Raw genomic sequence first — 22,015 nt, forward strand, 5'->3', positions numbered from 1 at the left:
GACGGGCCCGGGTGCGCAGGCCCGGGCGCTGTCGGTGCCGTCTGGTAGGAATGTGGCTGTGAGCAGCGACGACGAAGCCTCCGAGCGGCCCGGGGACGGTTCGCCGGAGCAGCTTGCGCTCATCCGGGAGACCGTACGGAAGGCGGCGAAGCCGCGGGCCAAGCCGCGCACCTGGCGCGGGGCGGCGCTCGCCGGGGAACTCCCGGTGGCACGGGTCGTGGTCAACAAGGGCGTGCTGCACCTCGACCAGTACTTCGACTACGCGGTGCCCGAGGAACTGGACGAGGCCGCGCGACCCGGAGTCCGTGTCCGGGTGCGCTTCGGCGCGGGGTCCCACCAGGTCCGGGAGGGCCGCCGCGAAGGCGGCCGGCTGATCGACGGCTTCATCGTCGAGCGACGGGCCGACTCCGACTACCCGGGCCCGCTCGCCGCCCTCGCGGACGTGGTCTCGCCCGAGCCAGTGCTCGGCCCCGGGCTGCTCGGCCTGGCCAGAGCGGTCGCGGACCGCTACGCGGGCAGCCTCGCCGACGTGCTGCAGCTCGCCGTGCCGCCCAGGAGCGCACGCGCCGAGTCCCGGCCGTCGCCCCCTCCACTGCCCCCTCCGGTGGTCCCGGAGCCGGGCACCTGGACCCGTTACGACCAGGGGCCGGCGTTTCTGCACGCCCTGGCGGAGGGCGGCGCGCCGAGGGCCGTGTGGACGGCGCTCCCCGGCCCGCACTGGGCCGGCGAACTGGCGGGAGCCGTCGCGGCGGCCCTCGCGTCCGGCCGGGGCGCACTGGTGGTCGTCCCGGACGGGCGGGCCGTCGCCCGGGTGGACGCGGCCCTGACCGGCCTGCTCGGTGAGGGACGCCACGCGGTGCTCACCGCGGACGCGGGCCCCGAGAAGCGGTACGGGCAGTGGCTCGCCGTACGGCGCGGCTCCGTGCGGGCGGTGGTGGGGACGCGCGCGGCGATGTTCGCGCCGGTCCACGACCTGGGGCTGGTCGCGATATGGGACGACGGCGACTCCAGCCACAGCGAGCAGCACGCGCCGCTGCCGCACGCGCGGGAGGTCCTGCTGCTGCGTGCCGCGCACGAACGCTGCGGATTCCTGCTCGGCAGCGTCAGCTGCACGGTCGAGGCCGCCCAGCTCGTCGAGACCGGCTGGGCGCGGCCCCTGGCGGCGGGCCGGGAACAGGTGCGCCGCGCCGCGCCGCTGATCCGCACGGTCGGCGACGGCGAGCTCGCGCGCGACGAGGCCGCACGGGCCGCCAGACTGCCGTCTCTGGCGTGGCAGACCGTCCGGGACGGCCTGCGCACCGGACCCGTGCTGGTCCAGGTGCCCCGCCGCGGATATGTGCCGAGGCTGGCCTGCGAGCGCTGCCGGGCGCCCGCGCGCTGCGCGCACTGCGCAGGCCCCCTGGAGGCCCCACGGGAGCAGGACCTCAGGTGCGGCTGGTGCGGACGGGACGCCTCCGGCTGGCACTGCGCCGAGTGCGGCGGGGCCCGGCTGCGCGCACGGATAGTGGGGGCCCGGCGAACCGCGGAGGAGCTGGGCAGGGCGTTCCCGGCGGTGCCGGTGCGGACGTCGGGGCGCGACCATGTGCTGGACTCCGTACCCGGCCGTCCCGCGCTGGTGGTCAGCACACCGGGCGCCGAGCCCGTCGCCGAGGGCGGCTACGCGGCCGCACTGCTGCTCGACGGCTGGGCGATGCTCGGGCGTCCCGATCTGCGCGCGGGCGAGGAGGCGCTGCGGCGCTGGACGGGTGCCGCCTCGCTGGTGCGGGGTCAGGCGGAGGGCGGCACGGTCGTCGTGGTCGCCGAGCCCACGTTGCGCCCCGTCCAGGCCCTGGTGCGATGGGACCCGGTCGGCCACGCCCAGCGCGAGCTGGCCGAGCGCGCCGAGCTGGGCTTCCCGCCGGTGTCGCGGATGGCCTCGGTGACCGGCCGGGCGGAGGCGGTCGCGGGCTTTCTCGCCACGGCGTCCCTGCCCGACGACGCGGAGGTGCTGGGACCGGTGCCTCTGCCGTCGCCCTCGCCGGGGCGTTCACGCCGGCCGGGCGACCCGCCCCCGGCTTCCCCATCAGGGCCTCGGCCGGGGGAGCAGTGGGAACGCGCTCTGCTGCGCGTACCGCCCGGCAGCGGCGCCGCGCTCGCCGCCGCGCTGAAGTCCGCCCAGGCCGCCAGGCTCGCGCGGGGCGGTGGAGATCCGGTACGGATCAGAGTGGACCCGCCGGACATCGGCTGACGGGGAGGAGGCGGCACCGGACATCGGCTGACCGGGAGGCAGGGCCCGGCCGGGTGCTCGTGGGCCTGCCCCTCCGCTGCCTCCGGGGCCTCCGACGTGCCGTCCGCACCATGCGGCGTCCGCGGCCGGGCGGGAACGACGTGGCCGAGCCCGGCCGCGCGACGGGCCCCGGGGCGGTCGGGCCGGTGCGGGCAGGCGGTGATCGGCACAGTTCGTGCGACAGCGCCGCAGGGCGAGCGGAGTCCGACCCGGAGCCGCAGCGGATCATCTTCGTCAACCTCGACGGCTCAACCGGTCTGGTAGACCTGGCCTTCTTCAGCGGCAGTCAGGCCGGCTGCGCGCACACGATCTCTCACAGCCGGCTGCTGCCGGTCCGCGGGAGATCCAACGCCGTGGGCCGCGTTCGCTCAGTGTCGTCGGATCCGCCGCGCGGGATCTGACGACACTGGTGGAGTTGCGCCGTTCCGGAGGCCTCGACGCTGTGGCGGACCGATGGGCGGAGCGTCAGGAGCGACCTGAACCTGAGGCGAGAGAGCCCGGCGGCGGCACGGTCACTTTCGAGCTCGACAAGCAGGACCCGAAGAACCCGGCCGGGGACAGGTTCACCGGGAAGCGCTTCGAGAAGCTTCTGAACATCACGCTCAACTCCTTGGTGTTCCGCTCCGGCGGACAGGACCTCACCACCACCGGCACCTACATCGAGATGACCGCTTACTGGGCCTCGTGGTCGCCGACTGTTGTGATGCCGGGGCCGCGACGGGCGCCCACCCCGCCAGTGGACGCCGACAAATGCGAACATCGGAGCAACCCGACCGCGAGCGTCTACTGATGATCTTTGCGTGAGGTCTCGCCAGAGCCGACGAGCGTCCCAGTTCAGGCACACTCCGTCTGCGACATCACGCGTGGAATCTCAGTAACAGGACGGGCGGTACGCGTTCACCAGCAGCGTGTCGGCGGTGCGCGGCCCGTCGGTGGTGGCGGGCAGCACATCGACGGTAATCCTGGTGAACCCGGCCTCGTCGAGCAGCTTGGTCCAGACCTGCTCCTGGAGCACCCAGCGACACATCGTGGCTTCCTCGCCGTCCGGTGTCTTCGCCGGGACTTGGGCGGCCACCACATCGGGCTGGGCGGGCGCCCCGCTCAGGTAGTGGGCGAGAGTTGCGAACACCAGCCGCCCGCCCGGCTTGAGGGCGGCGGCCGCCGCGGGCAACAGCTGGCGCGGGTCGGTGAAGTCGAGGGCTCCGAAGATGCTGTACAGCACGTCGTACGTGTCGCGCATCGCCTGGAGGTGGGGCAACGCCTCGGATTGCACAATGAGCAGGCGCGGCGCGAGGTGGGCGTACAGGTCGGTTGCCCTGGCGTGCTGGGCGGGCGAGGCGTCGAGGGCGATGACCCGGGCGGGCTGGTGATGAACCGCCAGGTGTGCGGCGTGCCGGGTGGCGCCAGCGCCGAGGTCGCCCACATAGCAGTCGGTCAGGTCTCCCAGGACCTCCGTGCCGGGCCCGGCGTCCTGGCCCCAGTTCCAGTAGAACGTGTCGGGAACAGCGCGGTCGCTGGAGGCGCGGGCGCGGCCGTAGTGGTGCCAGAGGTCTGCGGTGCTGGATGTCACCCGCCCTATCCTGGCGGCCACTACCCGACAGCGGGCGACTTCGGCGAAATCTCACCCCGGGCGCGCTTCGGGGCCCCGGCCGTCCAAACTGGAGTACCCCGAAGCGCCCGCGCTACGGTGTGGTCAGTGCGAGTCGTTGCCGGGGTGGCACGGGCCGCACTCGGCGGCGTCCGCCCACAGCGACAGGTCGACCTCCCAGCCGTCGGCCGCGATGATGTGGGCCGTCTTGATCACGGAGCCGTCGTTCTTGAAGTGCTGGCGGATCGCGGAAGTCCTGCCTCGCTGCGGCGCCGGGACGCCAGTCTTTCGGAGGGGGACCTGGAGGCTGACCGGGTTCATGGGCTGTCCGGGCCGGCGGCCAGGAAAGAGCCACTGTGAGCTTCTGCTACTGGCGTAGGGCATGTGTTGTCGAGACCGGATGTAGGCCCGCATCAGGTCGGCGACGGGCTCCGGCAGCGGGGACGGCGGCTCTCTGGCTTCGTAGGTGACAACGAAGGACGACTGTCGTGGAGTTGCGGCAGCAGAGGGTGATCAACTGGCTGCGGAGTGTTGGCGAGAATCAGTAACACCACCTCGGCACTGCGCGTGTCGGCGGGCTCAGGAATGATGCTTCCGTTCGAGGCCGGTGGAGCGGGGCTGTGGTGGAAAACGACCTGGGCGAGCTGATTCATCTGGCCGATCCCGCCGGGGACCAGCGGCCACGTTGCCTCTATGCGTGTGCTGAAGCTGCCATCCCCTGGCAGAGACATCTTGGACTGCGAGTTCGTCGTGGAGGCCGAGATCGTCAAGGGCAGCTTCTCCGTCTATGTCACGTCCGATAACCTCGATGACCGGGAGGGGGCCCTGGGGGTGCTCGCCGGGAATCGGTTCGTGTCGTGGCTGAACTCGGGGCGGACGGTTCAGCTCAAGATCAAGCCGCTGCGCCCTGGTGTCAGTCCATGACAGCCCGTCGTCGCAGGTGACGGTCAGCTTGCCCCTCTTCCCGGCGGCTGGCTGGATCGATGATCAGCGTGCGCGTCCTGAGAAGCTGCGGCGGGCGTTTGCGGGCTAGCGGTCCTGGTGCGGTGCTGCTCAGCGCGCTTGTCAGCTGGCCGCTTGCTGTTCGGCGCGGGCTCGGGTGGTGGCGAGGCGGTAGGAGTCGGTGCCGGGTTCGATGATGTTGCCGCCGAAGGTAAGGCGGGCGACGATGGCCGCGCAGAGGCGTGGGTTGGTGAAGGTCTTCGGCCGATCGGAACATCGGTACAGCGGTCAATACTGCAACCGCATCTGGGGTGACGATCAGTCTCGGCCGTTTGACGGTGACTGTGTGCTGATGCGCTGACGGTCGAACAGGTTGAGTCGTGGTCGGAGGGGATTGCCGGGCTGCATGCCCGGTTTGCCCACCGTTTTGGCAGGTTCGAGCCGCGCGATCGGGCGCTGGACTACCTGGAGGGGCTGGTCGCTCCTCTGGAGAAGAACGGCTGGACGCCGGCCGAGTGGATCGGCCAGCTCCGCCCGGACGGTGTCCAGCGCCTGGTCAACCTCTCCGACTGGGCGGTCGGAAGCGCATCCGCGCCGGTCGGTATCGGGTCCGAACCACCTGCCGGAACGTCCCGTCACCGTTCGCGGCCGCGGCGCACCCGCGTGGTGCGGCGCCGCGCGCGGCGCCGTCCGCCGGCGTGCCGCCCCCGCACGGCACCGCCCCGGCGTCCGCGAGGGTGCGCCGGGGCGGTCGGGGGAGGGGTCAGCCGTTGCGCGGGCCGGGGAAGGCGCTCGGGCGGACCTCCTCGCGGAGGGGGTGGGCGCCGGGCGCCGGCTGCGGTGGCATGGAACGTGCCGCAGGTACCGCGGGGGCGACGGGCATCGTGCGGGTCGCCCCCTGCTCCGGCTCGGCGGGCACGGCGGTGGGCTGCGGCGTGGTCCGCCGTGATCCGTAACGGCGGTGCACCGCCTGCTTGGTGACGCCGAGAGCCGAGCCCACCGCGTCCCACGAGAAGCCCAGCGAGCGGTCGAAGTCGACCGCGGCGGTCACCAACGTCTCGACGCTGTCCCGCAGTTCCTGGGCCAGACGGACGGTCGGGGCGGGCGCCCGGCCGTAGACGACGAAGCCCGTGGACGGGCCCGAGCGACGCGGACGGTAGACGTTCCCCAACTGGGCCGTGAGCGTGCGCAGAGCATCCACCTGCCGGCGGACCCGCTCGATGTCCCGCACCAACAGATGCAGACTTGCCCGGGCCTGGGCGTCGTGGGTTGCGTGGTCGGCCATGAACAAGCCTCTCGAACCGGCGTTGAAAAGGGTCGGGCCGATCCGGCGGCCCGCTTCGGTCAATCTCTCTTGACAACGCGCCACCGGGGGTTCTGGTCACGCTGCGGAGGAGCAAGCGCACATGCACGGGGCGCGCGGCAGCCCGCGCGCCCCTGTCGGTGCGGCCAAATAGACTGGTGCGTCGCGCGATCACCCCGGCACACAGAGCGAGGTATTACCAGTGAAACTTGTCTTCGCAGGCACCCCCGAGGTCGCCGTACCCGCCCTGGACGCCCTGATCGCATCCGGCCGGCACGACGTGGCGGCGGTCGTCACTCGTCCGGACGCCCCCGCGGGACGCGGACGCCGTCTGGTGGCCAGCCCGGTGGCCCAGCGCGCGCAAGAGGCCGGCATCGAGGTCCTGAAGCCTGCGAGGCCGCGCGACGAGGACTTCCTGGCCCGGCTGCACGAGATCGCGCCGGACTGCTGCCCCGTGGTCGCCTACGGCGCGCTGCTCCCCAAGGCGGCTCTCGACATCCCGGCCCGCGGCTGGGTCAATCTGCACTTCTCGCTGCTGCCGGCCTGGCGCGGAGCGGCTCCGGTGCAGCACGCGATCCTCGCGGGCGACGAGATGACCGGCGCCTCCACGTTCCAGATCGAGGAGGGGCTGGACTCGGGCCCGGTCTACGGCGTGATCACCGAGCACGTGCGTCCGACGGACACCAGCGGAGATCTGCTCACCCGGCTCGCCTTCGCCGGCGCCGGACTGCTGGCCGCGACCATGGACGGCATCGAGGACGGCACGCTCGAGGCCGTTCCGCAGCCGGCCGCCGGGGTCACCATGGCGCCGAAGATCACCGTCGAGGACGCGCACGTGGACTGGCGCACGCCCGCCCTCCGCGTCGACCGCATCGTCCGGGGCTGTACCCCCGCGCCCGGCGCGTGGACGCTCTTCCGCGGCGAGCGGCTCAAGCTCGTCAACGTCCAGCCGCTGCCGGACCGCACCGAGCTGGCGCCCGGTGAGCTCTCGGCCGGCAAGAACCATGTGTACGCCGGTACCGGTTCGCACGCCGTCGAACTCCACTGGGTACAGCCGCAGGGCAAGAAGCCGATGCGTGCCGCGGACTGGGCGCGTGGCGTGCGGATCGCTCCCGGGGAGATGCTCGGCTCGTAGTGTCGCGTCGGGCAGGCCTGCCCGACGCGGCAGCGGCGTCCGGTGCACGGGGCCTTGCCCGGCCCTCCGGGGCCGGGCCAAGGGATCGCGGGGCGCCCCGGATCGACCTCGTGGTGGGTGTGCCCGGTCGATGCGGCGGTGCCGCGAGTCGACGTACCGGGCGTCGCGACGGGGCGAACCTCGGCTGTCACGGCACCGGCCCGCGCCCCGAGCCGCGGCCGGGGGCGGTCCCGGGGCGAGGGCGGGGACGCCCGGCCGGCCGACGTAGGCTGAAGGGGTTCGACCCTTCCGAAACGCGGAGCACCTTTGAGCCAGCAGAGCCGTCGTCGTCCCTCCCAGCCCTACCGCCCCCCGCAGAAGGACCCCGTGCGGATCCTCGCCTTCGACGCACTGCGGGCCGTGGACGAGCGTGACGCGTACGCCAACCTCGTCCTGCCCCCGCTGCTGCGCAGGGCGCGTGAACAGGGCGACTTCGACAGCAGGGACGCGGCGCTCGCCACGGAGCTGGTGTACGGCACGCTGCGGCGCCAGGGCACCTACGACGCGATCATCGCCGAGTGCGTCGACCGGCCGCTGCGCGAGGTCGACCCGCCCGTCCTCGACGTACTGTCGCTCGGCGCGCACCAGCTGCTGGGCACGCGCATCCCGACGCACGCCGCGGTGTCGGCGAGCGTCGAGCTGGCCCGGGTCGTCCTCGGCGACGGCCGGGCCAAGTTCGTGAACGCGGTGCTGCGCCGGGTCTCGCAGCACGACCTCGACCGCTGGCTGGAGCGGGTCGCGCCGCCCTACGACGAGGACCCCGAGGACCATCTCGCCGTCGTCCACTCCCATCCCCGCTGGGTCGTCTCGGCCCTGTGGGACGCGCTGGGCGGCGGCCGCGCCGGGATCGAGGACCTGCTGGAGGCCGACAACGAGCGGCCCGAGGTGACGCTGGTCGCCAGGCCGGGCCGGTCTTCAGCGGGCGAGCTGCTCGATCTGCTGGGCGAAGGGGGCGGGCTGCCCGGCCGCTGGTCGCCGTATGCCGTGCGGCTCGCCGAGGGAGGCGAGCCGGGCGCTCTCGACCCCGTGCGGGAGGGACGAGCGGGGGTGCAGGACGAGGGCAGCCAGCTCGTCGCGGTCGCCCTGGCGGGCGCGCCGCTCGACGGCCCGGACGAGCGCTGGCTGGACGGCTGCGCGGGCCCCGGCGGCAAGGCCGCCCTGCTGGGTGCGCTGGCCGCCGAGCGCGGCGCCGTCCTGGTCGCGGCCGAGAAACAGCCGCACCGGGCCCGTCTGGTCGAGCGGGCGTTGGCCGGCAATCCCGGCCCGTACCAGGTCGTGACGGCCGACGGCACCCGCCCGGCCTGGCGTCCGGGCACCTTCGACCGCGTCCTCGTCGATGTGCCGTGCTCGGGCCTGGGCGCTCTCCGGCGCAGGCCCGAGGCCCGCTGGCGCCGCCGCCCCGAGGACCTGGACGCCTTCGCCCCGCTCCAGCGGGCCCTGCTGCGCGAGGCGCTGGAATCGGTACGGGTGGGCGGAGTGGTCGGGTACGCCACGTGCTCGCCGCATCTCGCCGAGACCCGAGCGGTCGTCGACGACGTCCTCGACGCGCGCGGCGGGTCCGTCCGGGCCGAGTGGATCGACGCCCGCCCCCTGATGCCCGGCGTACCGGCCCTGGGAGACGGCCCGGACGTCCAGCTGTGGCCGCATCTCCACGGCACGGACGCGATGTACCTGGCACTGCTGCGCCGCACGGCCTGACGCCGCCGGAGACCGGCACGTCACCGCGTCGCACGCCGCAGCGGGCCGGCGGCGCGTCCCGGCTCGGCGCAACCTGCGGCAGAGCGGCGCGTCCGGCGTCCGGGACGGTTCCGGGCGGCAGGTCCGGGCGATGCCCGCGGCGTACTCGTCGTCGTGCACCGGCGCTCGGGGCGGCCGAGCGCGAAGTCGCCCCCCTCCTGCCCCGGCGGACGGTTGTCGGGACGGGCCACGCGCACGGTCCGGCCCGCAGTGCCGAGGAGCCCGTCCGCCCCGGCGCACAGGGCGGCGGGGACGGCGGCACCGCGCACGCCGCAGCCGGCCGGAAACTACCGCGGTGGGCACGGGAGTCCGTGCGCCCGGAAGCCCAGTCGCGGCCGGGTTCGACGTGCCGTTCGTCGCGACGGCCTCGTGGGTGCCGCCGGTCGGGCGGAGACCGTCCCCGCCGAACAGGCCGCTGCCGCCGGTCGGCCGCGTCCCGTCGACGGGGATCCGGGTCCGGTTGAATCCCTCGGCGATCATCGGCAGATCGGCGTCGGCCTCCTGGAGGTTCCGGTGCCCGAGGCGCTGGGAGGCGGCGAACCAGCCGTGCCGGTCTCCGCGACCCCGGTCGGGGTCGTCGCGGACGAAGCGGCGCACCGCGGTGCTGCCGTTCGGCGGTCCTGCCGGCCGGCCCGCCGAACCCCGTGCGAGGCCGTCGTGCGGTGCGGAATGCCGGAATCATGGCGACTCGTGCGCCCCGCGCGGCCGGCGGTACCGAGGAAAGGACGGCTTCCGCCGACTCCGAGGCAGGGAAGCACTCCGGAGCATGGCAGTCTTGGCACATGGCCCAGATCAACCCCAGCATCCTGTCCGCCGACTTCGCCCGACTCGCCGAGGAGGCGAAGGCGGTCCGAGGCGCCGACTGGCTCCACGTCGACGTCATGGACAACCACTTCGTGCCCAACCTGACGCTGGGGATCCCGGTCGTCGAGTCGCTGAGCCGGGCGACGGGCACCCCGCTGGACTGTCACCTCATGATCGAGAGTCCGGACCGCTGGGCTCCCCAGTACGTGGAGGCCGGTGCCGGGTCCGTCACCTTCCATGCGGAGGCCGCCGCGGCGCCGGTGCGGCTGGCGCGGGAGATCCGGGCCAAGGGCGCGCGCGCCTCCATGGCGCTCAAGCCCGCCACGCCCGTCGAGCCGTACGAGGACCTGCTGCCCGAGCTCGACATGCTGCTGGTCATGACCGTGGAACCAGGCTTCGGCGGCCAGGCGTTCCTCGACATCATGCTCCCCAAGATCCGCCGTACCAGGGAGCTCATCAACAAGCACGGCTTGGAACTGTGGCTCCAGGTCGACGGCGGCGTCTCGGAGTCCACCATCGAGCGGTGCGCCGAGGCCGGCGCCGATGTGTTCGTCGCCGGATCCGCGGTCTACGGGGCCGAGGACCCGGTGCAGGCCGTCCGGACGCTGCGCGAGCAGGCCGACCGGGCGATCGCGTCGGCACCCTGGGCGTGCAACCACTGAGCCACAGCTCGGTGAACGGGGCCCTACCGGGCTGATCAACATCACCCGGATCTGTCAGGATGGCGGTTCCGGAATGTGAACAGCAGTGAGGAGAACGCGGTGTCTGCTATGTCGGCGGGACGGTCGGCCCTGCGGATGGGACCCGCGGAGCTGGTGCAGGCGGCGGCCATGGCCCGACGCTTCTATCTCGAGGGCAAGTCCAAGATCCAGATCGCCGAGGAGTTCGGCGTCAGCCGCTTCAAGGTGGCCCGGGTCCTGGAGACCGCGCTCGAACGAGATCTGGTACGGATCGAGATCCGCGTCCCCGCCGAGCTGGACGCGGAGCGCTCCGACGCGCTCCGCGCCCGTTACGGACTGCGGCACGCGGTGGTCGTGGAGTCCCCGACCGAGGGCGAGGACGAGTCGCCCGACCCGGAGAACCTCGGCGAGGTCGCGGCGGATCTCCTCGGTGAGCTCGTCACCGAGGGAGACGTGCTGGGACTGGCCTGGGGCCGCTCCACGATCCACATGGCGGCCGCGCTCGACCGGCTGCCGCCCTGCACGGTCGTCCAGCTCACGGGGGTGTACGACGCCGGGACCGCGGAGCGCGGCTCGGTCGAGGCGGTGCGGCGCGCCGCACAGGTGTCCGGCGGCGAGGCGCACCCGATCTACGCGCCGATGCTGCTGCCGGACCCGGCGACGGCCGCCGCGTTGCGCAACCAGACGGGCATCGCCAGGGCTTTCGAGTACTTCGACAAGGTCACGGTCGCCTGCGTCTCGATCGGCTCGTGGGAGCCCGGCATCTCGACGGTGCACGACATGCTGAGCGACGAGGAGCGGGCGCACTACGCCTCGCTCGGCGTCGCGGCCGAGATGTCCGCCCATCTGTTCGACGCCGACGGTCGACGTGTCGGCCGTGACCTGGGCGAACGCTGTATCACGGTCGAGGCCGACCGGCTGCGCCGCATCCCCGAAGTGGTCGCCATCGCCGGCGGTCAGCGCAAGGCGGCGGCGATCGGGGCGGTTCTGCGGTCCGGGCTGGTGACCAGCCTGGTGACGGACACCGCGGCTGCGGACTACCTGCTCACGGAGTCCCGCCCCGCACCACGCCCGGCGCTGGAGCGGGCCGACCCCGACGACTGACCGCCACGGATCCGGTCCGGGCCGAAGCCCGTTCCCGCGCCGGGGGAGCGCGATCGGGGCGCGCGCCGCATCGTCACGGGCCGGGACGGGGAGGTCTACTACACCGACGACCACTGCGAGACGTTCAGGGTGGTACTCCGATGAGAAACGATCCCCTCGCCGCACTGTTCGGTGCCACCCCGGGGCGGAACATCACCGTGCTCGACCTCCACGGCGTCACCGACAAGAAGACCTTCATGGAGCGCTGCGCCGGCGACCTGGGGCTCCCCGCGTGGTTCGGCCGGAACTGGGACGCCCTCGCCGACTGCCTCACCGACCTCCCCGGCGAGGAGGGCACCCTCGTGCTCGTGTGCCGGTGGCAGGGGTACGCCGCCGCGCGGCCGGGGGAATGGGCGATCGCCCAGGAGGTCTTCACCCACGCCGTGGAGACCATGCCCGGGCAGCTCGCCGTGCTGCTCACCCTTGGAGGATCCGACGAGAGGGCGACCCCCAGTGCTGGATGATCGGCCCGCACGGTCCAGCCCCCGGCTCATGGGAGAATGAAGTACGTGCGTCTTCTCCCGGGCGAGTGTCCGGGACCCCTCCGAATCGACTGGGATGTTCAGCACGTGCGTTTCCTCAACGACATCAAGCCGCCGTACGACCTGACGTACGACGACGTGTTCATGGTGCCGAGCCGCTCGGCCGTGGGCTCCCGTCAGGGCGTCGACCTCGCTTCCCCCGACGGCACGGGCACCACCATCCCGCTGGTCGTCGCCAACATGACCGCGATCGCCGGTCGCCGGATGGCCGAGACCGTCGCCCGCCGCGGCGGACTCGTCGTCATCCCGCAGGACATCCCGATCGACGTCGTGACCGAGGTGATCACCTGGGTGAAGACGCGTCATCACGTCCTCGACACGCCCATCGTGCTCACCCCGCACCAGACCGTCGCCGACGCGCTGTCCCTCCTGCACAAGCGCGCCCACGGGGCGGGCGTCGTCGTCGACGAGGAGCAGCGGCCCGTCGGCGTCGTCACGGAGCACGACCTGTCCGGCGTGGACCGCTTCACCCAGCTCGCCGAGGTGATGTCGAAGGACCTGCTGCTCGTCGACGCCGACATCGACCCGCGCGAGGCGTTCACCAGGCTCGACGGCGCCAACCGCAAGCTCGCCCCGGCCGTGGACGGGGACGGCCGCCTCGCCGGCATCCTGACCCGCAAGGGCGCTCTGCGCGCCACGCTGTACACGCCGGCCACCGACGCGAACGGCAAACTGCGCATCGCCGCCGCCGTCGGCATCAACGGCGACGTGGCGGGCAAGGCCAAGCAGCTCCTCGACGCCGGCGCGGACGCGCTCGTCGTCGACACCGCCCACGGCCACCAGGAGTCGATGATCGCGGCGATCAAGGCCGTCCGCGCGCTCGACCCGCAGGTGCCGATCGTCGCGGGCAACATCGTGGCCGCCGAGGGCGTCCGGGACCTCGTCGAGGCCGGCGCGGACATCATCAAGGTGGGTGTCGGCCCCGGCGCCATGTGCACCACCCGCATGATGACCGGCGTGGGCAGGCCGCAGTTCTCCGCCGTCCTGGAGTGCGCCGCCGAGGCGAGGAAGTACGGCAAGCACGTGTGGGCCGACGGCGGTGTCCGCCACCCGCGCGACGTCGCCATGGCGCTCGCCGCCGGCGCGTCCAACGTGATGGTCGGGTCCTGGTTCGCGGGGACGTACGAGTCGCCCGGCGATCTCCAGCAGACGGCCGACGGCCGGCTCTACAAGGAGTCCTTCGGCATGGCCTCCGCCCGTGCCGTCCGCAACCGTACGAGCGAGGAATCGGCTTACGACCGGGCCCGCAAGGCGCTCTTCGAGGAGGGCATCTCCACCTCGCGCATGTTCCTCGATCCGTCCCGCCCGGGCGTCGAGGACCTGATCGACTCGATCATCGCGGGTGTCCGCTCCTCCTGCACCTACGCGGGTGCCGGTTCCCTGGAGGAGTTCGCCGAGAAGGCGATCGTCGGCATCCAGAGTGCCGCCGGCTACGCGGAGGGCAAGCCGCTGCACGCCAGCTGGAACTGACGCCCCGCCGTACGGCCGGCCTGAGCCGGTCCGTGCCGCCCACCGACGGCCGTGGCCCCGGGGATCTCCCCCGGGGCCACGGCCGTTCCGGCCGGGTGCCCCGGTCTCCCGGGCTGCGGGTGTGCGATGCGGCGCAACACACGGGGGATCCCGCTTCGTGGTGGTTCTGCGTACCGCACCGCCTCCGCACGTGCGGGGGGTTCAGGCGCTCCCCCTCCCCGCGCTCACTGCGGCCCGTGCGGGGGCGAAGCCCGACGCCCGGACGGCCCGGGTCACCGCGGAGGCCATCCGGGCGTGGCCGCTGTCGTTCGGATGCAGACCGTCCGCCAGGTCGTCCGCCGTCAGCAGACCGGCACCGGGCAGCAGAGCCAGCCGGTCGTCGCCGTCGGCGACGAGCTCCCGGACGGCCTCCTCCATCGCCGCGCGGAGGTCTGCCAGCGTCGCGCCCAGCGGATTCCGCGCCGTCTCCGCTTCGGGGCGCAGCACGGGGGAGACCAGCAGCAGCGGGGTGGTCCGGTGCCCCCGGCGGACGAGGGAGACGAAGGCGCGGGTCTTCTCGTACAGCAGGGGAGCGGAGCAGGGGACGCCCGACCAGCAGTTGGTGCCGAAGGCGAGCGTCACCAGGTCTGCCGGAAGCGAGGCCAGCTGCTGCGCGGTCGCCAGTTCACCGCGGGCCGACCCCGCGTAGCCGAGGTTCACGTAGTCCAGGCCGAGGGCCCGGCCGGCTGCCGAGGGCCAGGCGTGCGCGGGGCGGGTGGACCACCATCCCTCGGTGATCGAGTCGCCGTGGACCGCCCAGCGAGGCCGGCGCGGTGCCGGGATCACCCTGCCGCCCAGTCCGCGCACCCCGAGGACCACCGGTGCCTGTGACTCCGGCGGATGGACGGTGAACGGACCCGGGCCGGGCGGCAGGGGGATCGTGACCGTCGCCTCCTCGGCGGGCTCGGTGAACCACTCGGCCGCACAGCGGTCGCCCTCCCACAGCGCGAAGCAGTGCGCGAGGTCGCGAAGCGCGTCGGTCGAGCCGGGCACCCGGGCCCGGTAGCGCAACTCGACCGCCCGGGCGCCGTCGGCAGCCGTGAACTCCAGCCGTACGCCGATCGGGAGCGCGGCGCGTTCCCGGGTGTCCCACGGCAGCCGTTCGAGATCACCGGGGTCGGCCCTGACCGGACGCCCGCCGTCGAGCCAGGCCACGCCGCGCAGGAATGGTCCGGGGTCGAGCCAGTTCGGGTCCGGCGTCACGGATGCCTCCGTCCGGTCGGGTGCGGGATCTGACTCCTACCCCGCAAGCGGCGAACGCTGCCTCCCGTCCGGCTGCGCCCCCTCCGCGACCGCCGTCCGCCGACGGCCTCACCACCGGTGGCCGGTGACCGCCCACGGGGTTACCGGGGGGAGCATTGCGCGGCCCGTGACCGATCGCGTAGCTTCTGCCCGTACCCGGCGGTAACCCGCTGGTCGTATGTCCCGAACGTTCAGGGGAGCCCATGCGCCGGCGATTGCGCCCTTCCACGGTCCGTGGCCGGATCGTGGCCCTCACCGTCGTGCCCGCCGTGGCCCTGCTGGCGTTGTGGAGTTTCGCCATGGTGTCCGTGACGGGCGATCTGCGAGCGCTGGTCCGGCTCCAGAGCGTGTACGAGACGTTCGGCACCCCCGTCGACACGGCGGTCGGGCAGATCCAGATCGAGCGCCGGCTCGCCGCGGCCTATCTGGGCGCCGGGCAGCGGAACGCCGGGGCGGCCGACGCCGCCGCCCTGCTGTCCCAGCAGCGTTCGACCGACCGGGCAGTGGAGGCGATGCTCGACGCCGTCGGGGACCCGGAACGCCGCGAGGACCTCTCCGGCCGGCAGCGGGCGTCCCTGGACGCGATGGTCCGGGCCGCCGCACGCCTCGACACGCTGCGGGAGGAGGTGGTCGACCGCAGGCTCTCCTGGAGCGAGGCGGTCGACGCCTACACGGTGATCGTCGAGCCGACCTTCGACGTCCAGTCCCAGCTCACCGCGCTGCAGGCCGGACAGCTCGCACGCGAGGCGCAGGTCGTGGTGGAACTGGTACGGGTACGCGAGTTCGTCTCCCGCGAGGACGCGCTCGTCGCCGGGGCACGGGCCGCCGGCATCCTCACCGACGGCCAGTACGACATGCTCACCGCTGCCATCGAGGACCGCCGGGTCTTCCACCGCACCTACGTGCCCGATCTGCCGGCCGACTCCCGGAAGCTCTTCACGGACTTCCAGCGGGGCCCCGAGTACCGGGCACTGACCTCGGGGGAGGACGCGCTGCTCCGGGCGGGTGCGGCGAACGCGGGCCAGGCCATGGCGGACGCCTCGTGGCGGACGACGACGGACCGCGCCGTGAAGCGGTACATGCTGCTGTGCACCGAGTCGGCCCTGAACGCGGCCGAACGCGGGCGTGCCTTCGCCTACCGCGAGATGGTCAAGGCGGCCGTCGTCGGCCTCACGGGGCTGGTCGCGGTCGGGCTCTCCGTCTGGCTCTCGGTGAGCGCCGGCCGCCGGATCGCCCGGCGGCTGGAGGAGCTGCGGGACGCGGCCGACGTCCTCGCCACCCGACGGCTGCCCGAGGTGATGGAGCGACTCGGTGCGGGCGAGGACGTCGACCCGGCCGCGGCGGCGCCGCCGCTCGACTTCGCCGACGGGGACGGGGAGCCCGACGAGATCGCGCAGGTGGGCACGGCCCTCAACGCGGCGCGCCGGGCGGCCGTCGAGGCGGCGGTGAAGCAGGCGACGTTGCGGCGCGGCGTCTTCGCCGTGCTGCTGAACATCGCACGGCGGAACCAGGCGCTGGTGCACCGGCAGGCGAAGCTCGTCGACACGCTGGAACGCCGGACGACGGACCCCGACACGCTCGAGGACCTGTTCCGCATCGACCATCTGACGACCCGGATGCGGCGCCACGCGGAGGGCCTGATCATCCTCTCGGGAGCGGCGCCCGGACGGCGTTGGCGGGGGCCGGTGCCCCTCGTGGACGTGGTCGCGGCCGCCGTCGGCGAGATCGAGGACTACACGCGGGTGGTGGTGCCCCCGATGCCGGCGGTGGGCGTCGGGGCGGACGCCGTGGCGGACGTGGTGCACCTCGTCGCGGAACTGGTCGAGAACGCCACGGCCTTCTCGCCGCCGCACACCCAGGTGACGATGCGCACGGGCGAGGCCCGCAACGGCTTCGTGCTGGAGATCGACGACCGAGGCCTCGGCATGGACGGCGACGAGCTCGCCGAGGCCCACCGCACCCTGGCGCGGCCGGGCGACTTCGACCCGGTCCAGGACGAACGCCTCGGGCTGTACGTCGTGGGACGTCTCGCGGCCCGGCACGGCATCACCGTCACCCTCACGCGCTCTCCGTACGGGGGCACCACCGCGGTGGTGCTGCTGCCGAACAAGATCACCACCCCGGCGGAGCGGGAGCCTCGGCCGGAGCCGGAGCCGGAGCCGGAGCCGGAGCCGGAGCCGGGGCCGGACTCGGTCCCGCTCCCCTCCTCCGAACCGGGGCGGGAGCATGCGGAGGCGGGCGCGGTGGCGGCGTACGGGGCCGGGACCTTCCCGCCCGAGCACGCGCCGGCTTCCGAGGATGCCGTGCTCCACGCCCTTCCCACGGGCGCCGTGCCGACCGCGGACGGGCCGGCCGGGCACGGCAGTGCCGCGCCTTCCGATGGAGAAGGCGCCACCGGCGCGCGGTCCGGCGGCGTCGGCGAAGTCGCGGGTGTCCGGCCCGGCGGCGGTCCGGAGATCGGAGCCGGTCCCGCCGCCGACGGCACGGGCGGGGGAACCCGGCCCGGCCCCGGCATCGAGGTGGCAGACGTCCGGCCCGGCGGCCCGCCGCGCCCGCTGCCCGCCCGCCGGCGCTCCCGCCCCCTGACGGCGGAGGTGGAGACCGCCCCCGGCACCGTCCCCGGGGCGGATCGGCCCCCCGCCGGCCCGGCGCCGCGTCCGGACGTCGGGCCGGGGAGCGACGCGGCCCCGCCGTCCACCGCGGCCGTCCCCGGAGCCCGGGCCGCCGGCGAAGCGCCCGCGCGGGATCCGGCACCTCGGAAGCTGCCCACCAGGATCCGGCAGGCGTCCCTCGCCGACCCGCTGCGCGAGGGACCCGGCGGAACGCGGCAGGACGGGCCCGGAAGACCGGAGAGGGAGGTCAGCGCCGAGGAGATGCGGGCCATCTTCGGGGCCTTCCAGCGAGGGCTCGACCGCGGACGGAGGAGCGAGCCCCGCGGGAGTGAAGCGCAGGGCGGTCCGCCCGACGGGCCGGAAACCACGAACGACGAAGGGACGCACGACGATGGCTGAGCCGTACGACAGAGAGACCGGACGGACCGCCGCCGGTGGCCTCGGCTGGCTCCTCGACGACCTGCTCGAGAGGACCGACCACGTCCGGCAGGCCGTGCTGCTCACCGGGGACGGCCTGGTCACCTCCGCCTCCCGGGGCATGCCGCAGCGCGACATCGAGCACCTGTCCGCCGTCTGCGCCGGCTTCCACAGCCTCGCCAAGGAGACGGGTTCCCGATTCGCGGCCGGGAAGGTCCGTCAGACGATGGTCATGCTCGACGACGCCTACCTCTTCATCACCCCGGCGGGCGATGGGAGCCGTCTCGCCGTGCTCAGCGACGCCGAGACCGACGTAGGGCAGCTCGCCCACGAGATGGCGCTCCTGGTGAAGCGCGTCGGCAGGCACATGACCGTTCCCGCGCGCTCGGCCGCCGAGGCCCCCGACGCGTAGTCCCGTGAACGATCACTGGTACGAGGACGAGACCGGGTCGATGGTGCGGCCGTACACCGTCACCCGTGGCCGGACCCGTCCCGTCGCGGAGCACCACTTCGATCTGATGTCGCAGGTCAGGGCCGTGGACTGGGACAAGCCCGAGCCGCGACTCGACCATGCCCGCAGCGCGCTGCTGGAGCTGGTGCGCCGGGCGCCGAGGCCCGTCGCCGAGGTCGCCGCGGACGCCGACATGCCCCTCACGGTCGTCCGGGTCCTGCTCGTGGACCTGGTGGAGGCGGGTCTGGTGCGGATCTCCGAGCCGCCCGCCGGGCGGGGCGCGCACGATCCGTACCTGTTGAGGGAGATAGCCGACCGGCTGCGCGAGATGTGAACGCTTTTGCGCGGCCGTGCAATGTTCCCCCGTCGTCGCCCTCAGCACGCAACGATCTTGCGCGGGTGCGCAAAGCTCATGCATTACGGTCGGGAACGTCAACCTCGTAGGGTCCTGCCTGTACGTGGAGTGGCGGGGACCGTCTGCTCGGCGATCCCCCGCGCTCCGGGCTGCCCTCAGCCGTGCCCGCGCCGGGCCGCCGCGGTCGCCGCCTCACCGATAGGCAGCGATAAGGAGCCTCCCCAGTGTTGGACCACGGCGCAGCGCCCACCATGACCCCCCAGAGGGATCCCGGTGGCCCCGCCCAGGGCCTCGGCAGCCGTCTGATGCGGCGCAAGCCCGTCGAGCAACTCGTCTCCGAGGGCGGTCAGGGCGAAGGCGGCACGCTCCGCCGCTCGCTCACCATGTGGCAGCTGACCATGATCAGCATCGGTGCCACGCTCGGCACCGGTATCTTCGTCGTCCTCGGCGAGGCCACCCCGCTCGCCGGCCCGGCCGTCGCGATCTCCTTCGTGGTCGCCGGCCTGACCGCCCTGTTCTCGGCCCTGTCCTACGCCGAGCTCGCCGGCGCCGTGCCGGTCTCCGGCTCGTCCTACTCGTACTCGTACGCCACCATGGGCGAGCTGATCGCCTGGGTGTGCGGCTGGTGCCTGGTGCTCGAGTACGGCGTCTCCGTCGCGGCCGTCGCCGTCGGCTGGGGCGAGTACCTGAACGAGCTGCTCGACGGCACGATCGGGGTGACGATCCCGGACGCCGTGTCCGCGCCGATCGGCGAGGGCGGGTTCATCAACCTCCCCGCCCTCGTCGTCGTGCTGCTCGCCATGGTCTTCCTGATGGGCGGCGCCAAGGAGAGCGCCCGCGTCAACACGGTCATGGTCGTTATCAAGATCGTGACGCTGCTGCTCTTCATCGGCATCGGCTTCCTGGGCATCAAGGCCGGCAACTACACCCCGCTCGCCCCGCTCGGCGTCACCGGCATCAGCGCCGCCGCGGCCACGCTGTTCTTCTCGTACATCGGCTTCGACGCCGCCTCCACCGCCGGTGAGGAGGCGAAGAACCCGAAGCGGGACCTCCCCCGCGCGATCATGCTGTCGCTGCTGATCGTCACCGTGCTCTACTGCCTCGTCGCCCTGGTCGCCGTCGGCGCCATGCCGTGGCAGGACTTCGAGGGCACCGAGGCCGCACTCGCGCAGATCATGAAGGACGTCACGGGCCAGAGCTTCTGGGGCGTGGTGCTCGCCGCCGGCGCCGTCGTCGCGATCGCCAGCGTCGTCTTCGCCGTGCTGTACGGCCAGACCCGGATCCTGTTCGCGATGTCCCGCGACGGCCTGGTGCCCAAGGTCTTCGCCAGGGTGAACGAGAAGACCGGCGCCCCGCGCGCCAACACGCTGATCGTCTCGCTGTTCTGCGGCGTCCTGGCGGCCTTCATACCGCTCGGCGAGCTGGCCAACGCCACCAGCATCGGCACGCTCTTCGCCTTCGGGCTGGTCAACGTCGCCGTGATCATCCTGCGCTGGAAGCGCCCCGACATGAACCGCACCTTCAAGGTGATGCTCTTCCCGGTCACCCCGATCCTCGGATTCGGCTTCTGCGCCTACATGATGCTCAGCCTCCCCGGCATCACCTGGGTGTGGTTCGGTGGCTGGATGGCCGCCGGGCTCGTGTTCTACTTCCTGTACGGCCTTCGCCGCTCCCGGTTGGCAACAGCAGAGAAGTGATCCACCCCCTGTGCGACTGAACGATCTCGACGAACGCATCGTCCACGCCCTCGCCGAGGACGCCCGCCGTTCCTACGCCGACATCGGTTCGCTCGTCGGCCTGTCCGCGCCGGCCGTGAAGCGGCGCGTGGACAGGCTCCGGGCGGAGGGAGTCATCACCGGCTTCACGGTCCGCGTCGACCCGGCCGCGATGGGCTGGGAGACCGAGGGCTTCATCGAGATCCACGCACGCAGCAACACCTCGCCCGAGACCATCAAGCGCGGCCTCGAGCGGTACCCGGAAGTCGCGTCCGCCTCCACCGTCACCGGTGAGGCGGACGCGATCGTCCAGGTCTTCGCCTCCGACATGCGCCACTTCGAGCGCGTCCTGGAGCGGATCGCCGGCGAACCCTTCGTCGAGCGGACCAAGTCGGTCCTGGTGCTGTCGCCCCTGCTCAGGCGGTTCTCCTCGGGGGCGCCCGCCTGAGTCCGCGGCGGCCCGAGCCCGCGGTGGGAGGGGCGGTCCCACGCGGGCTCCTCCGGTCCCACCGCGGGCTCCTCCGGTCCCACCGGAAGCCGTCGGGGTGCCGACGCCCGAGGCGCAACGAATCACCGGCCCTGGCCGGATTCACGCAACGGATCGACACTCGGAACGCAACGGTCTCGCCTTGTCCCGGCGGTTGGCCGGAACGTACCGTTTTTGACGTCTCCCCGACGCCCTCCCCACTCCTTCCGAGGTAGGTCCATGCCGCCGCTGCGCACCGCCCTGCTCCAGAGCTCCGGGACCCCCGGCGACATCGCGAAGAACCTCGAGATCCTCGACACCCACGCGGCCCGCGCCGCCGCCGCCGGAGCCGGCCTCCTCGTCGCCCCGGAGATGTTCCTCACCGGCTACGCGATCGGCGCCGACGTGCACCGCCTCGCCGAGACGGCCGACGGCGCCGCCGCCGGGGCCGTCGCCGCGACCGCCGCCCGCCACGGGATCGCCGTCGTCTACGGTTACCCGGAGCGCGGCACCGGGCCCGAGGCGGAGGCGGTGTACAACGCGACGCAGCTGATCGGTCCCGACGGCGCCCGCCTCGCGAACTACCGCAAGACCCATCTCTTCGGCTGCTTCGAGAAGCAGTGGTTCGCGCCGGGCGACGAGACGGTCGTCCAGGCCGAGTTCGGCGGCCTCCGCATCGGCCTGCTGATCTGCTACGACGTCGAGTTCCCGGAGAACGTGCGCGCCCACGCCCTGGCGGGCACGGACCTGCTGGTGGTGCCGACGGCGCTGATGAACCCCTTCCGGTTCGTCGCCGAGAAGCTCCTCCCGGTCCGCGCCTTCGAGAGCCAGATGTACGTCGCGTACGCCAACCGCACCGGCCCCGAGGGTGACTTCGACTTCGCCGGGCTGAGCTGCCTCGCGGGCCCCGACGGCATCGTCCGGGCCCGCGCCGGCCATGGAGAGGACCTGGTGGTCGGCGACGCCGACCCGGTCCTGCTGGCCGCCTCCCGCGCCGACAACCCGTATCTGCGCGACCGCCGGCCCGGCCTGTACGGGCCGCTCGCCCGCTGAGACATCCCGCCCCGCC

General features: G+C 73.2%; 18 protein-coding genes and 4 pseudogenes. 17 read left to right on the forward strand and 5 right to left on the reverse strand.

Going from position 1 to position 22,015, the window contains the following annotated elements:
• Positions 1-58 precede the first annotated feature (58 nt).
• Both FEF34_RS32455 and FEF34_RS42135 read left to right on the forward strand, forming a co-directional pair.
• A complete protein-coding gene (locus FEF34_RS32455; RefSeq protein WP_138056344.1) occupies positions 59-2,227 on the forward strand; it encodes a primosomal protein N' in 2,169 nt (722 codons plus the stop codon).
• A gap of 454 nt (positions 2,228-2,681) precedes the next feature.
• Positions 2,682-3,056 (forward strand): hypothetical protein, encoded by a 375-nt coding sequence (locus tag FEF34_RS42135; protein WP_199800766.1) that lies wholly within the window; start codon positions 2,682-2,684, stop codon positions 3,054-3,056.
• 81 nt (positions 3,057-3,137) lie between these two features.
• On the opposite strand, the gene FEF34_RS32465 is transcribed toward FEF34_RS42135, so the two are convergent.
• The gene (locus tag FEF34_RS32465; protein ID WP_138056345.1) at positions 3,138-3,836 is read right to left on the reverse strand and encodes a class I SAM-dependent methyltransferase; all 699 of its coding nucleotides are present in this window, start codon (positions 3,834-3,836) and stop codon (positions 3,138-3,140) included.
• A gap of 123 nt (positions 3,837-3,959) precedes the next feature.
• Entirely contained in the window at positions 3,960-4,175 is a 216-nt protein-coding gene (locus FEF34_RS32470; protein WP_138056346.1) for a hypothetical protein, read from the reverse strand.
• Positions 4,176-4,547: 372 nt separating this feature from the next.
• Here FEF34_RS32470 and FEF34_RS32475 point away from each other — a divergent pair.
• Positions 4,548-4,887: pseudogene (locus FEF34_RS32475) on the forward strand (DUF5959 family protein).
• 32 nt (positions 4,888-4,919) lie between these two features.
• Here the strand turns inward: FEF34_RS32475 and FEF34_RS42140 are convergent.
• Positions 4,920-5,057, reverse strand: a pseudogene (locus tag FEF34_RS42140) (IS21-like element helper ATPase IstB); the annotation flags it as partial.
• Positions 5,058-5,153: 96 nt separating this feature from the next.
• Here FEF34_RS42140 and FEF34_RS44510 point away from each other — a divergent pair.
• Positions 5,154-5,369 (forward strand): annotated as a pseudogene (locus FEF34_RS44510) (IS701 family transposase); the annotation flags it as partial.
• A 190-nt stretch (positions 5,370-5,559) separates the two neighbouring features.
• On the opposite strand, the gene FEF34_RS32485 reads toward FEF34_RS44510, so the two are convergent.
• The gene (locus FEF34_RS32485) at positions 5,560-6,081 is read right to left on the reverse strand and encodes a hypothetical protein (protein ID WP_138056348.1); all 522 of its coding nucleotides are present in this window, start codon (positions 6,079-6,081) and stop codon (positions 5,560-5,562) included.
• A 220-nt stretch (positions 6,082-6,301) separates the two neighbouring features.
• Between FEF34_RS32485 and fmt the strand changes: the two genes are divergently transcribed.
• The 7 genes and pseudogenes from fmt to FEF34_RS32520 all read left to right on the forward strand — a co-directional run bounded on the left by fmt (position 6,302) and on the right by FEF34_RS32520 (position 13,649).
• Positions 6,302-7,234: a methionyl-tRNA formyltransferase gene (gene fmt, locus FEF34_RS32490; protein ID WP_138056349.1), complete on the forward strand. Its 933-nt coding sequence runs from the start codon at positions 6,302-6,304 to the stop codon at positions 7,232-7,234.
• Between the two features lie 306 nt (positions 7,235-7,540).
• Entirely contained in the window at positions 7,541-8,971 is a 1,431-nt protein-coding gene (locus tag FEF34_RS32495) for an RsmB/NOP family class I SAM-dependent RNA methyltransferase (protein ID WP_138056350.1), read from the forward strand.
• 821 nt (positions 8,972-9,792) lie between these two features.
• Positions 9,793-10,476 carry a ribulose-phosphate 3-epimerase gene (gene rpe / locus FEF34_RS32500; protein WP_138056351.1) on the forward strand — a complete coding sequence of 228 codons (684 nt, stop codon included), beginning with the start codon at positions 9,793-9,795 and terminating at the stop codon, positions 10,474-10,476.
• A 75-nt stretch (positions 10,477-10,551) separates the two neighbouring features.
• Entirely contained in the window at positions 10,552-11,598 is a 1,047-nt protein-coding gene (locus tag FEF34_RS32505; protein ID WP_171053178.1) for a sugar-binding transcriptional regulator, read from the forward strand.
• Between the two features lie 30 nt (positions 11,599-11,628).
• Positions 11,629-11,742: pseudogene (locus FEF34_RS32510) on the forward strand (ribonuclease domain-containing protein); the annotation flags it as partial.
• Positions 11,739-12,101 carry a barstar family protein gene (locus FEF34_RS32515; protein WP_138056352.1) on the forward strand — a complete coding sequence of 121 codons (363 nt, stop codon included), beginning with the start codon at positions 11,739-11,741 and terminating at the stop codon, positions 12,099-12,101. The pseudogene FEF34_RS32510 and the gene FEF34_RS32515, both read left to right, overlap by 4 nt.
• A gap of 36 nt (positions 12,102-12,137) precedes the next feature.
• Positions 12,138-13,649 carry a GuaB1 family IMP dehydrogenase-related protein gene (locus FEF34_RS32520; RefSeq protein WP_138056353.1) on the forward strand — a complete coding sequence of 504 codons (1,512 nt, stop codon included), beginning with the start codon at positions 12,138-12,140 and terminating at the stop codon, positions 13,647-13,649.
• A 201-nt stretch (positions 13,650-13,850) separates the two neighbouring features.
• Here FEF34_RS32520 and FEF34_RS32525 read toward each other — a convergent pair whose 3' ends face one another.
• A complete protein-coding gene (locus FEF34_RS32525; RefSeq protein ID WP_138056354.1) occupies positions 13,851-14,891 on the reverse strand; it encodes a GDSL-type esterase/lipase family protein in 1,041 nt (346 codons plus the stop codon).
• A 284-nt stretch (positions 14,892-15,175) separates the two neighbouring features.
• On the opposite strand from FEF34_RS32525, the gene FEF34_RS32530 reads away from it, so the two are divergent.
• The 6 genes from FEF34_RS32530 to FEF34_RS32555 all read left to right on the forward strand — a co-directional run bounded on the left by FEF34_RS32530 (position 15,176) and on the right by FEF34_RS32555 (position 21,999).
• A complete protein-coding gene (locus tag FEF34_RS32530) occupies positions 15,176-17,941 on the forward strand; it encodes a sensor histidine kinase (protein ID WP_407698319.1) in 2,766 nt (921 codons plus the stop codon).
• A complete protein-coding gene (locus tag FEF34_RS32535) occupies positions 17,934-18,371 on the forward strand; it encodes a roadblock/LC7 domain-containing protein (RefSeq protein ID WP_138056355.1) in 438 nt (145 codons plus the stop codon). Before FEF34_RS32530 ends, FEF34_RS32535 begins: the two co-directional genes overlap by 8 nt.
• Before the next feature lie 4 nt (positions 18,372-18,375).
• The gene (locus tag FEF34_RS32540; RefSeq protein ID WP_138056356.1) at positions 18,376-18,744 is read left to right on the forward strand and encodes a DUF742 domain-containing protein; all 369 of its coding nucleotides are present in this window, start codon (positions 18,376-18,378) and stop codon (positions 18,742-18,744) included.
• Positions 18,745-18,989: 245 nt separating this feature from the next.
• Positions 18,990-20,462: an amino acid transporter gene (locus FEF34_RS32545; RefSeq protein WP_138056357.1), complete on the forward strand. Its 1,473-nt coding sequence runs from the start codon at positions 18,990-18,992 to the stop codon at positions 20,460-20,462.
• Between the two features lie 10 nt (positions 20,463-20,472).
• Complete coding sequence (locus tag FEF34_RS32550) at positions 20,473-20,928, forward strand: Lrp/AsnC family transcriptional regulator (RefSeq protein WP_138056358.1); 456 nt, start codon at positions 20,473-20,475, stop codon at positions 20,926-20,928.
• Positions 20,929-21,186: 258 nt separating this feature from the next.
• Positions 21,187-21,999 carry a carbon-nitrogen hydrolase family protein gene (locus FEF34_RS32555; protein ID WP_138056359.1) on the forward strand — a complete coding sequence of 271 codons (813 nt, stop codon included), beginning with the start codon at positions 21,187-21,189 and terminating at the stop codon, positions 21,997-21,999.
• Positions 22,000-22,015 lie beyond the last annotated feature (16 nt).

The organism is Streptomyces marianii, assembly GCF_005795905.1.
Taxonomy (GTDB): domain Bacteria; phylum Actinomycetota; class Actinomycetes; order Streptomycetales; family Streptomycetaceae; genus Streptomyces; species Streptomyces marianii.

Excerpts from the sequence above, each read along its gene's own strand:
- FEF34_RS32535 (WP_138056355.1), top strand. The coding sequence starts at position 17,934 with ATGGCTGAGCCGTACGACAGAGAGACCGGACGGACCGCCGCCGGTGGC.
- FEF34_RS32470 (WP_138056346.1), bottom strand. The coding sequence starts at position 4,175 with ATGAACCCGGTCAGCCTCCAGGTCCCCCTCCGAAAGACTGGCGTCCCG.
- FEF34_RS32515 (WP_138056352.1), top strand. The coding sequence starts at position 11,739 with ATGAGAAACGATCCCCTCGCCGCACTGTTCGGTGCCACCCCGGGGCGG.
- FEF34_RS32555 (WP_138056359.1), top strand. The coding sequence starts at position 21,187 with ATGCCGCCGCTGCGCACCGCCCTGCTCCAGAGCTCCGGGACCCCCGGC.
- rpe (WP_138056351.1), top strand. The coding sequence starts at position 9,793 with ATGGCCCAGATCAACCCCAGCATCCTGTCCGCCGACTTCGCCCGACTC.
- FEF34_RS32520 (WP_138056353.1), top strand. The coding sequence starts at position 12,138 with ATGAAGTACGTGCGTCTTCTCCCGGGCGAGTGTCCGGGACCCCTCCGA.
- FEF34_RS32485 (WP_138056348.1), bottom strand. The coding sequence starts at position 6,081 with ATGGCCGACCACGCAACCCACGACGCCCAGGCCCGGGCAAGTCTGCAT.